The sequence below is a fragment of the Paenibacillus sp. O199 genome (assembly GCF_001636635.1).
Classification (GTDB): domain Bacteria; phylum Bacillota; class Bacilli; order Paenibacillales; family Paenibacillaceae; genus Paenibacillus; species Paenibacillus marchantiae.
The window spans coordinates 187,306-201,188 of record NZ_LGRP01000007.1; the positions used below are offsets into that span (position 1 = coordinate 187,306).

The window sequence follows — 13,883 nt, forward strand, 5'->3', positions numbered from 1 at the left end:
AGGGGTCATTATGTTTATTTCAGTGGATCCTTGAGAGCTGCGTCGATATATTGATTGTCCGTTATAGTTTTGATCACAACCTGATTCCGAATGTTCTTCACTTTATATTGAAAATCCGCTGTTTGCTGCATTTCATCTACGATATCTTCATTAACTGGCGTGTTAATCATCCGGGAACGTTCGAATGTCCCACTAATAACACTGGCAGGAACATTACGTTCAGCTGCATATCTGTCGATCGCTTCGGTTTCATGCTCGCTTTCCCACTTCAATGCTTTATTAACTACCTTCAAGTACAGAGTAACAAGCTCTGGATGCTCCTCTGCAAAATCAGATCCCGCGATCGTAAACGAAGGAGACAATACGCCAAGCTGCTCTCCGTCAGACAACACTTTTCCTTTTCCCGTTAAGGTATTAAGTGTAATGTAAGGGTCCCATGTCGCCCAGGCATCCACACTGCCGGTTTCAAACGCAGACTGTGTCTCGTCAGGCTGTAGCTGAATGATTTCAAAATCTTTATCTGTTAAACCGGACTTCTCCAAGCCACGGTATAGAAAGTTATATGCATTGCTTCCTTTTGTCACGGCAATCTTCTTGCCTTTCAAGTCACTAAGTGACTTGGCGGTACTACCGGCAGGTACAATAATTGCAACGTTATTTTTTCCGTCTAGAACTTGCGATACGATTTTGAAAGGAATATTCGCTGCTTGTGCTGCGATAATTGGCATGTTCCCCAGGCTGGCGATATCCAGCTTATTGGAAGCAATAGCCTCTGTCATGGGCGGTCCGCTCTGAAACTCAATCCACTCCACTTTGGCCCCTGTTTTTTCAAATTCTTGTTCAAACCATTTTTCTTCACGTGCTTTACCGAATAAGCCCCCACTTCCCTGAATCCCAATTTTGACGGTTACATTTTGGCTCTTGCCTGAACCACTTGCGTTTTCATTTGAACTTTTGGTTGCACAAGCCATAGTCAATAAAGACAACGCGAGCACCATAACAAGAACTAGATGAGATTTTTTCATATAAACCACTCTCCCTTTAATATGCTGTACATTCTTCTTATCCTTTGGACAATGCTATATACCGCCGCCTACATCATATAAAGGCTCATCCACTTTTTCGAACTCATTTAATACCAGTCTCCGCATCTCCTGAAATGCACTGCTTGATCTTTTTCGAGGAAAAGGTAAATCAATCGAGAGAATACTCCGAATATGACCTGGACGCGGATTCATAATGACGACTCGTTCCCCTAGGAAGACGGCTTCATCGAGATCGTGGGTTACAAACAACATTGTTGTTCCATTGCGTTGCCAAATATCAAGCAGTACTTCCTGCAAATGAGACCGAGTAAATGCGTCGAGCGCTCCAAAAGGCTCATCCAGCAACAATACATCCGGGTTACGCAGCAAAGCTCTGGCAATGGCGACGCGCTGTGCCATACCTCCTGACAATTCACGAGGATATGATTTTTCAAACCCTTTTAAACGGACCAGTTCAATTAGTTCCTCCACCTTTCGGCGGACAACAGGATCTCTAAGAGAGAGATTGGCTGCAATGTTTTTCTCCACCGTTAACCATGGAAATAGCCGGGGCTCCTGAAAAATGAATCCTTTCTCTATGCTGGGGCCTGCAATCGGTTTGCCGTTGAGCAGCACGGTTCCCGTATACTGTGTATCTAAGCCAGCCACAATTTTAAGCAAAGTGCTTTTTCCACATCCGCTCGGACCAATGATAGTTACTAATTCACCTTTTCGAACTTTGAGCTGAATGTTGTTTAACGCAATGATTTCGCCTACAGGGGCGACAAACGTTTTGTTCAGGTCACTGATCATAAGCATATCCCCAGACATTAAAGACACCCTTTCACATTTAATCAATAATACTTACATGTTTACTTGGTTTTGAGGCAAAAAAAAGAGATTTACCCCTTTCCACTGCAAATAAAGCGGGGCAGTGTAAATCTCTACGATTGCAAATCAACAAAGTGAATTTCGGTTCGTTTTGTTATACGATATATTACCAATACCATTTCTTACCTGTCAAACATTTTTTTATTTATGTAACTTAAATCGTTATTTCCTTCAAATAGACCAGCGGTTGATACCACTGTTTCTGGTTCCATAAAAAGACGAACAATTTTTTGGGGGTCAATATCTACTTGTATTTCATAACCGGGAGCGAGCTGCAAGGTCAGACCTTGAATCAGACTTACAAAATAAAATGCAAGTTGTCGAGTATCTCCTTGTATGATGCCGCCCGCCTCCTGTCCTTGGCGAAAAATCTCTGCCAAAGGTTCCAGATTGTCCGTAAATCTCTGGGTTGCAGCTTGTTTTATTTCAGTGCTGACAGCATGATTTGTTCGTATACTTTGGAGCATGATGGTGAAGGCCCAGTTACTCTCGTTTGATAACCACCCTTTGCTAATCTCGAATAGTTTTTCACGAGGATCTATATCCATGTCTGCTATTTGTGCAATAGTCCTCCCATACATCGTTTGTCCTCGACGCAGAACTTCACTGAAAATTTCGTCCTTCGAAGTAAAGTAGGTATAGATATTGCCTACGCTAAGTTTTGCTTCCTTGGCAATATCTTTAATATTGGTTGAATCAATCCCACGTTTCGCCATGGTTTGCAAGGCTGAATTTAAGATATGCTCAATGCGTTCCTTTCTCATTTGTTGGTCCTTCAGAATGTTTCTGGGTGACATTTGAATCCTCCTCCGTTTTATTACCAATTATTGATCTATGATTATTAATTCTACGCCCAGTTACCGTTACGAAACACAGGTTCCAATCCACCATTTGCAAGTTCTCCGTCAATGTCCATATTAGCCGATCCAATCATAAAATCGACATGAATGAGGCTTGAGTTGACACCGTTTGCCGCCTTTTTCGCTTCAGTCATTTCGTTCCCTCCCTCAAGACAGAATGGATAAGCATTACCAATCGCGAGATGGTTGGATGCATTTTCGTCAAAGAGAGAATTGTAAAAAACAAGCCCTGATTCTGAAATCGGGGAATGATGCGGCACCAACGCAATCTCGCCCAGATAGGCCGCACCTTCGTCGATGCTAATTAATCTTTTTAGCACCTCAAGCCCTTGCGTTGCTTGAATATTAATAATTTTCCCGTTTTCAAACGTCAAGGAGAAATCATCAATTAGATATCCTTCATAACTTAGGGGCTTAGTACTGCGAACCGTGCCGTTCACCCCTTGCTTTAACGGAACAGTCCATACTTCTTCTGACGGAATGTTTGCCAAAAATGAAACACCCTTTTCGTTGATGTTATCCGCATCACTTACCCAGATATGTTTAGGCGACAGTTCTATCCGCAGATCCGTACCAGGTCCATGATACCGAAGTGCTCGATACTTTTTACGATTAAGCTGCTCTGTCTTGTTTCTAAGCAGCTCAAGATGTGTCTTCCATGCCTCAACGGGGTCTTCCGAATTAATCCGCGTAACGTTAAAGATAGCTTCCCACATCGTATCAATCAAATGCTCCTCGACAACATGAGGAAACACCTTGGAAGCCAAGCCATTGATGGAACCGTAACTATAGACCAACTGACCTTGTTGGACATGCCGTAGCTGCGAAATTTGGCTAATGCCTTTCCTTTGGCTGCATTCAAATTCATGATCCGCTGTGGATCTATTCCATGCAGAAGATCGGGATTGGGTGCCGTGATCGTCAGGAAAGCTGCATTTTTTTCGGCAAAATTCTCCCAACCGTCTGCCCGGAACGCCGGGTATTCGTGGAACACCGAATCAGGTGCAAGTTCATACTTTAAACGCGTAATCTCATCGTCGTTCCACTCGATGTAGACATCATGAGCGCCGGCCTCATAAGCATGTTTTACAACTAGTCGAACAAACGGTGCAGCCGATATTGGCGCGGTTATGACAAGCGTTTGTCCCTTCTGAACATGAACACCAACGTTGACCACAAGTGCTGCATAACGCTCCAGTTTTTCACGAAAGTCCAATAGCATTCTCCTCCTCCTGACTAAAATTAATATCGCTGGTTTAATTATTACTCTTCATAATATCATTCGTTAATATTCCAGCCTATGATTTACTACCCTGCCAATATAAATCCTTCGAACCAAATAGAAAATCAGAAGTTTCTGTCCGAAGGGACAATTATTGCTCCGCCCATTTAATCCAACAATTAGGCGTATACATAAGTATACAGAGCATGATTAACATATGTTGAAATAAAATTGATTCTCGGGGTGACGTCGTGGCCAAAGGCAAAAGAAATAACCTGATGAACGAGGAGCTAACTTCCTTGGAATTAGCTAAAATCGGACTAACGTTAAACGTGATCGGGGATATACTTGGTTATTTCTCGATCCTCAAAGCGGAGGAAGAAGCAGCGAATCTGGCTGCCGATACGAATAAAATGGGTAATACCACAGCTGTAAAATGAGCATTCAACTTCCTCTGATTTCATTCCCTTTAAAAATAAAAAAATGGAAATGCGATTATGCGCAAAGAAACCGAAATTGTACGAATTTCCGTTTCTTTGCGTATTTACTTTAACCTATCATATCTTGTAATTGGAACTCTATGAAAATTTTGCTATACTATTTTATGCTAGATTACGATTCAGATGAGAGGCAATTCTACTATATTTGATGAGTTGGAGGAATGCAAAAAACATGTTACATACACGAATAGGAAAGACTGCTGCTGCCACTATTCTTGCCATATCCTTACTCGGAACCACTGCAAACCTTAATGATGCCTATGCTGCACCGGCCATTTCAGTCTTGCTAGATGATGTTCCTCTGAAATTCGATGCAGCCCCTCTGATTGATAAAGGTGTTACCTATGTCCCTTTCCGGACGGTTGGCGAAGCCCTGGGAATTAGCATTACATGGAACAGTAAGGCGCAAACCGTAAAAGCGATTGGAAAGGTAAAAGGTCAAGCGACAGAAGTCCTGCTTCAAGTGGGAAGCACCACAGCAACCGTCAATGGAGAAAAAGTTAAGCTCGCAGCGCCACCCGTTCAGCGGGAAGGTCGTGTGCTTATTCCACTCAGTTCGTTCAGTAGTCAGTTCGGTGTTAATGTAGGCTGGAACCAGTCAACTCGTACCGTCTCTCTTGTTTCACCTCAACGTGAAATGCATTTGAGAGCCTTCTATGCGCTGCAATCCTATAAGGAAATCGATTTGGTACCATCCATGAACTCCGTCGCTTTTGGCTGGAGTCGCATCGATCGTGAAGGTCAATTTACGCTTCAGGGTGATGAGTATCAAATTCCTGCTGCTGCCGGTGACGTTACACCTAAATCCATCGTTGCTGATGCAGCGAAACAGAGTATTAAACCGTATCTTATGGTTTATTCTTTGGATGGAAACGGGGAACTGACCAAGGTGTTGAGTGACAGCAGCATGCGCCAGAAGTCCATTGAGGGCATAACTGCTGCCATAGCTGAGAATGGTTTCGGAGGGGTTGTTCTTGATTTTGAAGGACTAGGTTTTAAGCTAGACGCAGTAGAGCAGCAGAAGTTGCTGAACAATTATGTCAAACAATTGAAGGATTCCTTGCCTAAAGACATCGCTTTATCTTTGGCTGTACCTCCATTAAATAGTGCATATAAAGGCTATGATTACAAAACGCTCGCTTCGTTGGCAGACGACATCATCATTATGGCTTACCAATATAATCCGGTCGGCACCAAATCGCAGGTTCCTGAGCCGAACAGTCTTGTGGATCAGGCCATCCAGCTTGCGTTAAATGCTGGCGTTTCCAAACAAAAGCTTTTGCTCGGTATCAGCTTAAATAGTGAAACCTCATCTTCCATAGATGATAAACTGGGTCTTGCCAAGCGGTATGATCTAAAAGGAGCAGCCTTTTGGCGCCTTGGCTTATTCCGTACCTACAATAATCAGATGGAAGGCGCTGTCAATGCCTCTGTTATAAAAGAGTAAAGGAATTTCGATATTCTTGACTCCATTGGCTTTCCACACACCAAAAAAAACGAACCGAAATCTCTGGATGCTGACAAGAGATTTCGGTTCGTTTGTTATAGATGATATCTATGTGTTCAATGAGGAGTGTTCGTTTCTGTGGGTTGCACTGAGTACCAGATCTTTCTGATAAGCAAGTACTCGATCCCAATCCCCGTGAAAAATCGGTATCCGATAGTACCCAACTCTTTCATAAAGGGCCGCCGCCTCAGGCTGCTTGGGGCCAGTCTGCAGCTTCAGATTGGTGTAGCCGAATTCGAGCGCAAGACGTTCTGCTTCGGCCAGAATGGCCTGGGCCACACCTTTACGACGGAAATCCGAACGTGTATACATACGCTTGACCTCCACAGATGTATCATCAAGGGGCCTGATGGCTCCGCAGCCTACCGGATATCCATCCAAACGCGCGACAATAAAGGCTGCTCGCGGTGTCTCCACATCGGATGGCTGAAATCCCGCTGTCCCATCGCCGCCATATAACAATCCCAGTTCTTCGCTTAGCTCCTTGATTAAAAGTTCCGAATCCTCGCTTCGAATATCTTCGGCGGCAGCAAGTACGATCGACGACATTGCGTAAAACCCCTTTCCCTCATTGGATTTATTGGATTTTGTGATTTATATAAATTATCACGAACAGGTCCTAAGCGTCAATTCCCCATCGATTGAATATTTCAATAAGCAATTGACGAATAGATTCAGAGCAAAAAAGTCGCCAGATTGGCGACTCTCCCGACACTTTTATGGTTACAATTGGACGGATGACTTCATTCCAAGCCTCTATCTTACCCTTCAACCACATCGGATCGCAAATCCGTTGCAACTTCAATCATTTGCGGAACGACAGCTTCATTGACAATGGCAACATACAGATCTCCCATATACAGACGAAATGGAATCTGCAGGTTCTCATACGTCCACATGAAGAAATCCCCATCGATGGACATGACGCTCTCCGGTCCCTGGACGGTAAGAACAGGTGAGTACGTGAAGTCCGGTTTGGATGCAAAATACTGTTTGCATTCTTCCAAGGAGATGGATTGCTCCTCGTTATTTTCTTGCATGGATCGAGTGATCCGAAAACGTTGATTCATGAAATATGCCTCCAATTAGAATTTGTGCAGAACCTGTCCCAGAATTTCGATGCCCTTCACAATTTGCTCATCGGAAGGTGTTGAGAAATTAAGTCTGATCGCATTGCAGGGTTCGTTCTCATCGACGAGAAAAGCTGTTCCTGGAACAACAGCTACGCCTTCCGCAGCGGCTGTTTTGGCATAATCAAGCATCGGGATATGAGCCGGCAGATCACACCAGAGGAACAGTCCTCCATCCGGTTGGGTAAAGGTAATGGACTCACCCATATGCTCCTGCAGCTTGTCAATCATCAAGGCAGACTTCCTGCGATAAATCGCACGGATACTGCTGATATGCTCTGCATAGTTATACTCAGTCATGAACTTGTGTGCCAGAATCTGCGGCAGCATGGCTGTATGTACATCCTCTCCCTGTTTGGCAACAACCATCTTCTGAACAACCTCGGAAGGTGCCAGAACATAACCAACACGCAAGCCAGCGGACAGAATCTTGGAGAAGGAACCTACGTAAATAACCAGACCTTCATCATCCATCGATTTAATTGTCGCTACATCTTCTCCACGAAACCGAAGTTCTCCGTATGGGTTATCTTCCAGAATCATAACTCCATACTTCTTGGCAAGATCATAAATTGCCTTGCGCTTCTCCAGGCTGGTGGTAAAACCTGTAGGGTTTTGGAAGCTCGGAATCACATAGATCATCTTTACATTCTGCTCAGTTTGCAGGGCATGCTCCAGCTTCCCGATATCCATACCGTCCGTCTCCATCGGAACGCCGACCAGGTTTGCACCTGAAGCCCGGAAAGAGTTCAGTGAGCCGATAAAGCTCGGGCTCTCACAGATAATCGTATCGCCTTCATTACAGAATACTTTACAAGCAAGTTCAATTCCTTGCTGTGCTCCAGATACAATGAACAGTTCATCCGATGCTTTACCCGTGTCAAAGCCTGTCTTCAGATGTGTAGTCAATGTATCCCTCAGCGGGGCATAGCCTTCGGTAATTCCGTATTGCAGTGCTGTTACCGGGTCCTGTTCCAGAATCGATTGAGTAAATGTGCGAATCGCCTCAATAGGGAACGTCTCCGGAGCGGGATTCCCCGCAGAGAACGGAATTACATTTTGGCCCGAAGAAGCCTTCAGGATCTCACGAATGATGGATGGCTGCAATGCAGCAATCCGGTTGGAAAATGAATAGTTCATCTTAAAATAATGCCTCCCGAATTCAAATCAGACTCTTGTCTCTATAGCTACAATTAGATTCTATTATACGAGTATTTGGCAGATTTCTAAACGGTCTCGTCAAAATTGGCAGAGAAACAACAAAAAAGAGGCTGACATAAGCCGCCCCCTACTCCTACGGATTTTACTTTATGGATGTCACTTTGCTGCCATCTATGATCGATGGACAAGATTGATTTCTGATAACCGTGTTGCCTTAACCAGATAAGTCGCCAGACCAGGTACCATCCGGGCCAAACCAGGATAGAATTTATTCGTTTTGGCAAAAGCCAGCTTCTGAATTCTTCGTGCACGCCGGAGCAGTCGGGAGAATTCAAGATTGGCTTCTTTCGAATACTCTTGCTGCCACTGCGTAAAGTTGATCTTTCTTTGAAGATACCTGTCAGTCCATTCAGCACACAGCAGTGAGGAACGAAGTGCAATGGACATCCCGTCACCACACAGGGGAGGGATCATCAGCATCGCATCCCCAATATGAGGATATTGGGACCACGGTTCAGGAACATTGGAGAGATGGAGTGGTGCGATCGAGACCTGTGTTCCTGGAACTGGGCTTCCCTCAGCAAGCCTCGCGGCCAATCTTTCGTTGGTTAGGGATGCTGCCTGCAAAATATCCTCTACAGACTTGCCGCTTCCCCGCACCGTATCAAGTGTCAGCAATGCAGCTACATTTGCGATACCATCCTCAATCGGAGAAATGCCGACATATCCTCCCTTGCAAAAATACAGCTCTACCCGTGGCGGAATGGTGATCCCCCGATAGTGTGATTTGACACCAACATATGCTGTTTTATCCCGCAGCTCGGCTGGCGAGGTCATCCCGCGCGGCTTCTTCGAGCCATGGGCTCCAATAACGGTTTTTGCTCGATACTGAATTCGTTCATGTCCTTGTTTGGCTTCGACTTCATAGCTACAGTCATCTAACTGCTGAATGTTGGTTATCGTTGCCTTCGTAACGATCTCAACGCCTGCAGCTGTGGCCTGCTCGTGTAAAATCCGATCCAGCTCATATCGGCTAATGCCATAGGCCAATCCCGGCAAAGGCGCCTCGATCTCCCCTCCCTGAGGCATAATGATCTTGGCATGATCCAGGGTACTCGGCTTTATCTCTTGTTCACTAAGGTTGATCCCCAAATAATCCAGCATCTCCGTTGTCTCAGGTGACATAAATTCACCGCATGTTTTGTGACGTGGAAATTCCTGCCGATCCAGCAGCAGTGTCCGATGCCCTTGCCTGGCAAGCTGCAACGCGCAGGTACTGCCGGCAATTCCCGCTCCGATGACTATGGCATCCAATGGTGTAGACACGTAAGAACACCCGCCTTTCATTGTCCATTTATAATAACTGCCTATTGATGTAATGACGCTATGATAACGTCCCTTGATGGGGTATCACGACAGAATAGCGGAACAACGGCTTCCATTCATAGGTCAGCGTGTCATGGTTCAACTGCTGTTTCAATTCCCGCCAATCCCTTCCCGTGAAGCCTTTTGCAACAGACAGCGGTCCATCATGACGAATGTATCGATTGCGTGAGATTATTCGAGTGGTTACCCAGACAGCCGCATAAGATATGGGATGCCGATGGATATCGTTAATCACAACACCATATTTGGAGGCACGCAGCATATGCGAGACCATCTCCACGAGTTGCTTTCCTTCAAAATGATGGACAAATTGCGAGCCGGTTACGATGTCTGCTGAGGCATCCGGCAATTCCTTGACATCGGCACGCCGAACCTTGATTCTCGGTTCATTCCGGAAAAGGTTCCTCGCTTGCTCACATGCCTCCTCTGTCAGATCGACCAGAGTAATCTCAAGCTTAACTCCCTTCTGGTCCGCCCAGCGCAATAACTTCTGGTTCACATCACCTGAACCTGCTCCCACATCAAGAAGGGTCAGCGTAGTTGGACTGCCAATCGCTTTCCATAACTTTTCCACCCCTGCGCGGGTTGGAGCGGGAGCAGCAAATATTTTGTTCAGCCTTCTCAGATGTTTGAGCGCTTCGCTCAATTCTTCTCCCCCCATGGAGAAATCGTCCATCAACTCGTCTTCCTTTGCCCGTACGGAAAGTGTTCTAAAGAAGGACATGATCCCGCTCCTTTACAGCTGTATATTGTGAATGATTTTCTCCAATTAACAATTATCCCCTTAACCAAGCCTTATAATCGTAAGCACTGCGATATGTTATTTTACGAAGACTTCCTCCATCTCAGAATGCTTAATTCCATTACACTCTAAAACGAATAAATTCGATGCTGCATTGCCAGATAAAAACATAAAGAAGCCGCCAATGAGGCGACTTCTGTTTGTATATGTGATGAACCTGTTAATTTACGTTTTTTCCATCTTCCTTATCCAATCATCTTGATTATTGATGACCAACAATTCGGTGAGGCACATAAGGTTCTTCTAACGATGCTATTTCTTCAGGTGTTAGCTTAATCGAAAGAGCGGCTACACCATCCTTCAGATGCGATATTTTGGTAGCACCAATGATGGGAGCTGTGACCGGTTCCTTTTGCAGTAACCAGGCAAGTGCGATTTGTACACGAGGAACCCCATGCTTCTCAGCGATCGCGGCAACCTGATCAATGATCAATCGGTCGGTATCTGCAGTTGCATCATATTTTTGCTTTGCAATCTGATCGGTTTCGGAACGATGTGTTTTTTCCTGAGGGTCTCTTGTCAATCGGCCTCCTGCAAGCGGACTATACGGAATCACACCGATTTTCTCAGCTTTACAGAGCGGAAGCATCTCTCTTTCTTCCTCACGATAGATAAGATTGTAGTGATCCTGCATGGATACAAAGCGGGTCCACCCATTTTGCTCAGCTACATGTAACGCTTTCAAAAACTGCCACGCGTACATCGCAGAAGCGCCTATGTATCTTACCTTTCCTGCTTTGACCACATCATGTAAGGCTTCCATCGTCTCTTCAATGGGTGTAGTGTAATCCCAGCGATGGATCTGATACAAATCCACATAATCTGTTTCCAGCCGCTTCAGGCTTTTATCTATCTCACTCATAATGGCCTTACGGGAAAGTCCGGCACCATTTGGGCCTTGGTGCATACGACCATTAATTTTCGTTGCAAGTACAATTTCATCTCGATTGGCATAGTCACGTAGGGTGCGCCCAATCACTTCCTCGCTGGTTCCAGCTGAATATACATTTGCTGTATCAAAGAAATTGATGCCTAAATCCAACGCCTTTTTAATAACGGGACGACTGTTCTCTTCATTAATGACCCATTGATGGCCTCCAGGAACGGCTGTACCAAATCCCATACAGCCCAAGCACAGACGGGACACATCCAGACCTGTATTGCCAAGCTTCACATAATCCATTTGCGTATTCCTCGCTTTCGGATGGTTTTTGCTACCTTTGCAGATAGCTCTGATGCCTGCATAAGATACACACGGAAGAATAACTATTCTTGAGTATAGTATTAAGCATGAGAAAAAATCTCGCAATTCCCAAATGGCTATAAAACGTGCATTAGTAAACAACACGATGGGAAATGTTCATTATTTGGTAAGCAAGATGATGAATAATGAACATTTCCCTTTTGTGTATGTCACTTAAGGTTGCTTAGCTTACATGTTGTTTTTTACGGGGTCAAATAATCGAATTCTCAGCAAAATGGATAACAGACTTAGTACCAGGAACAATACACCTCCAAGCACGATGTACTGTGTGCCAATCCCCGAGATGAACAGCCCGCCTACAGCAGTTCCCAAGGTTATTCCCAAATTACCGCATGAAAGGAACAAACCATTCGAGAAATCGGGCGCTTCTGGCGCGGCAGAGGTGATCCAATACTGACCAATTAGATTGCTTATTGCATAACATACTCCCCATAAAATCACGGTTAAAATCATAGGTCCAGTGGATGTGCCCGTCCAAAAGGATAAAAGATATACGATGCCCAATACTACGGGAAAAAGTATAACGGTTTTACGTGTGTTTTTAGAAAGCAGCCTGCCTCCCACCACGTTTCCCACTAGACTGGCTAAACCATATATAAATAACACGATACTCAATGTTTTTCCCGAAATATGAGTGATAGAGCCCAAGTACTCTGCGATGTAACTATTCACACTTGCTGTTGCCGAAGCCATAAGGATCACTGCAGCGATGGCTAGCCAAGTGATACCTCTTTTTAAGATTCCCAATTGTGCTCCATACGCAAGTTTTTCCTTAACAGGCATAGAGGGGATAAATATCCATGTACCCAGAAATGCCAACGCGTTTACGATCGCAAAGAATACCATTGCCATTTCTACCGATGTTCCATTCGCGATATAGTTTGTGATTGGTACGCCAAGTACCATTCCTGCGGTGACTCCAAGCATTACTTTAGATACCGCTTTGGGAGCTTCTTCACTGCTTACAGAGGTCGCTGCTACGGTCAAAGCCAATGAACAATAAATGGGATGGAAAAAGCCCGGAATGATACGAGCCACGAGGGCAACGGTGAACGTTGGTGCAAAGATGGAAATAATATTACATGCAACAAAAATACCGAGCACGAGTAACATCACCGTTTTACGGTTTATACCGGAAAATAATAAAGGCATCGTAGGACCCGCAATCGCAACAGCGAGTGCAAAGAGACTCACGAGTAAGCCAGCCTTGGAAACACTGACATGAAAATAATCAGCTATTTGAGGTAATATCCCAATGACTCCCATCTCTGTAGTTAGGATGCCGAAAACACCGATAATTAATATATACATGAGTACATGATTTGATTTGACCACAAGCAAAACTCCTTCACTATTTCTGATTCATTCTCTAAACTTACAAATGGCGCAGATAAAAATAAATACACAAGAATGTATTTTTGCGCTTATGTGTATTATTATAGAAAGTACGTCTTATCTACAATGACTAAAAGATGATGATTTGTGCATTAGTGCACAGATCGTGGAAATTTGGATACAAACAGAGGAAAGTCAGGTGACTCGAAATGCCCAAAGTGGATCGAAGAATACTCAAATCTCAAGATGCCATTAAAAAAGCGTTGATTGAACTTATGTCTCAAAAGCATTTTGACCAGATTACGATTCAGGATATTTCCGACACAGCGAATGTTAGCCGCAGAACCATCTATCTTCACTATCTGGATAAGTATGATTTACTGGATAAGCTCATCGAGGAACATGTGAACGAACTACAGGTATTGTGTGAATCCGAATCTGAAACGAATGCTACAGATGGGGGAATGAGCTGGTTTGAATACTTTGAGAGCAACTATTTATTCTTTTCAGCTATGTTAACAAGTAAAGGAGCCCCCTTCTTTCGCAGCCGTTTTCTCCAATTTGTCATCAAGGATATAAAGAACGGATGGGACATGAAAGAGGGAAAAAATCGCGGGATAAGTGAAGATATTTTGCTTCAATTCTTTGCGCCAGCGTATGTGGGAATTGTGGAATGGTGGTTTATAAACCAAATGCCCTATCCACCTCATGTCATGGAAGAACAAGTGAATACGTTATTGGAGCTGAATCTTTCATAAATAAAAACTCACGCTGAACCTTTCTGATATTATAAAAAAAGT

General features: G+C 44.3%; 13 protein-coding genes and 1 pseudogene. 3 read left to right on the forward strand and 11 right to left on the reverse strand.

Annotated elements, in window-relative coordinates; translation table 11 throughout:
- Nucleotides 1–14 precede the first annotated feature (14 nt).
- The 4 genes and pseudogenes from A6049_RS13220 to A6049_RS13235 form a co-directional block, all read right to left on the reverse strand.
- Nucleotides 15–1,025 carry an aliphatic sulfonate ABC transporter substrate-binding protein gene (locus tag A6049_RS13220; protein ID WP_063565090.1) on the reverse strand — a complete coding sequence of 337 codons (1,011 nt, stop codon included), beginning with the start codon at nt 1,023–1,025 and terminating at the stop codon, nt 15–17.
- Nucleotides 1,026–1,079: 54 nt separating this feature from the next.
- Entirely contained in the window at nt 1,080–1,856 is a 777-nt protein-coding gene (locus A6049_RS13225) for an ABC transporter ATP-binding protein (RefSeq protein WP_063565091.1), read from the reverse strand.
- Between the two features lie 182 nt (nt 1,857–2,038).
- Nucleotides 2,039–2,713: a TetR/AcrR family transcriptional regulator gene (locus tag A6049_RS13230; RefSeq protein ID WP_063565092.1), complete on the reverse strand. Its 675-nt coding sequence runs from the start codon at nt 2,711–2,713 to the stop codon at nt 2,039–2,041.
- A gap of 50 nt (nt 2,714–2,763) precedes the next feature.
- Nucleotides 2,764–3,998 (reverse strand): annotated as a pseudogene (locus A6049_RS13235) (aminopeptidase).
- Between the two features lie 299 nt (nt 3,999–4,297).
- Between A6049_RS13235 and A6049_RS33245 the strand changes: the two are divergent.
- Nucleotides 4,298–4,438, forward strand: coding sequence for a hypothetical protein (locus A6049_RS33245; RefSeq protein WP_157258453.1), 141 nt, complete (start codon nt 4,298–4,300; stop codon nt 4,436–4,438).
- Between the two features lie 232 nt (nt 4,439–4,670).
- Nucleotides 4,671–5,945: a stalk domain-containing protein gene (locus A6049_RS13245; protein ID WP_063565094.1), complete on the forward strand. Its 1,275-nt coding sequence runs from the start codon at nt 4,671–4,673 to the stop codon at nt 5,943–5,945.
- 108 nt (nt 5,946–6,053) lie between these two features.
- On the opposite strand, the gene A6049_RS13250 is transcribed toward A6049_RS13245, so the two are convergent.
- The 7 genes from A6049_RS13250 to A6049_RS13280 all read right to left on the reverse strand — a co-directional run bounded on the left by A6049_RS13250 (nt 6,054) and on the right by A6049_RS13280 (nt 13,083).
- Complete coding sequence (locus A6049_RS13250) at nt 6,054–6,554, reverse strand: GNAT family N-acetyltransferase (RefSeq protein WP_063565095.1); 501 nt, start codon at nt 6,552–6,554, stop codon at nt 6,054–6,056.
- Nucleotides 6,555–6,766: 212 nt separating this feature from the next.
- On the reverse strand, nt 6,767–7,075 hold the full coding sequence (locus A6049_RS13255) for a hypothetical protein (RefSeq protein WP_063565096.1): 309 nt from the start codon (nt 7,073–7,075) through the stop codon (nt 6,767–6,769).
- A 15-nt stretch (nt 7,076–7,090) separates the two neighbouring features.
- On the reverse strand, nt 7,091–8,275 hold the full coding sequence (locus A6049_RS13260) for an aminotransferase-like domain-containing protein (RefSeq protein WP_063565097.1): 1,185 nt from the start codon (nt 8,273–8,275) through the stop codon (nt 7,091–7,093).
- A gap of 192 nt (nt 8,276–8,467) precedes the next feature.
- Complete coding sequence (locus tag A6049_RS13265; RefSeq protein ID WP_063565098.1) at nt 8,468–9,622, reverse strand: NAD(P)/FAD-dependent oxidoreductase; 1,155 nt, start codon at nt 9,620–9,622, stop codon at nt 8,468–8,470.
- A gap of 58 nt (nt 9,623–9,680) precedes the next feature.
- Entirely contained in the window at nt 9,681–10,406 is a 726-nt protein-coding gene (locus A6049_RS13270; RefSeq protein ID WP_063565099.1) for an SAM-dependent methyltransferase, read from the reverse strand.
- 280 nt (nt 10,407–10,686) lie between these two features.
- Nucleotides 10,687–11,667, reverse strand: coding sequence for an aldo/keto reductase (locus tag A6049_RS13275; RefSeq protein ID WP_063565100.1), 981 nt, complete (start codon nt 11,665–11,667; stop codon nt 10,687–10,689).
- A 249-nt stretch (nt 11,668–11,916) separates the two neighbouring features.
- A complete protein-coding gene (locus A6049_RS13280) occupies nt 11,917–13,083 on the reverse strand; it encodes an MFS transporter (RefSeq protein WP_063565101.1) in 1,167 nt (388 codons plus the stop codon).
- Between the two features lie 209 nt (nt 13,084–13,292).
- On the opposite strand from A6049_RS13280, the gene A6049_RS13285 reads away from it, so the two are divergent.
- Entirely contained in the window at nt 13,293–13,841 is a 549-nt protein-coding gene (locus tag A6049_RS13285) for a TetR/AcrR family transcriptional regulator (RefSeq protein ID WP_063565102.1), read from the forward strand.
- The last annotated feature ends 42 nt before the right edge of the window (nt 13,842–13,883 follow it).

What these genes read in the sequence shown, in the direction of transcription:
- A6049_RS13285 (WP_063565102.1), top strand. Translation starts at nt 13,293, where the DNA reads ATGCCCAAAGTGGATCGAAGAATACTCAAATCTCAAGATGCCATTAAA.
- A6049_RS13275 (WP_063565100.1), bottom strand. Translation starts at nt 11,667, where the DNA reads ATGGATTATGTGAAGCTTGGCAATACAGGTCTGGATGTGTCCCGTCTG.
- A6049_RS13225 (WP_063565091.1), bottom strand. Translation starts at nt 1,856, where the DNA reads ATGTCTGGGGATATGCTTATGATCAGTGACCTGAACAAAACGTTTGTC.
- A6049_RS13230 (WP_063565092.1), bottom strand. Translation starts at nt 2,713, where the DNA reads ATGTCACCCAGAAACATTCTGAAGGACCAACAAATGAGAAAGGAACGC.
- A6049_RS13255 (WP_063565096.1), bottom strand. Translation starts at nt 7,075, where the DNA reads ATGAATCAACGTTTTCGGATCACTCGATCCATGCAAGAAAATAACGAG.
- A6049_RS13260 (WP_063565097.1), bottom strand. Translation starts at nt 8,275, where the DNA reads ATGAACTATTCATTTTCCAACCGGATTGCTGCATTGCAGCCATCCATC.
- A6049_RS13270 (WP_063565099.1), bottom strand. Translation starts at nt 10,406, where the DNA reads ATGTCCTTCTTTAGAACACTTTCCGTACGGGCAAAGGAAGACGAGTTG.
- A6049_RS13250 (WP_063565095.1), bottom strand. Translation starts at nt 6,554, where the DNA reads ATGTCGTCGATCGTACTTGCTGCCGCCGAAGATATTCGAAGCGAGGAT.
- A6049_RS13245 (WP_063565094.1), top strand. Translation starts at nt 4,671, where the DNA reads ATGTTACATACACGAATAGGAAAGACTGCTGCTGCCACTATTCTTGCC.
- A6049_RS13220 (WP_063565090.1), bottom strand. Translation starts at nt 1,025, where the DNA reads ATGAAAAAATCTCATCTAGTTCTTGTTATGGTGCTCGCGTTGTCTTTA.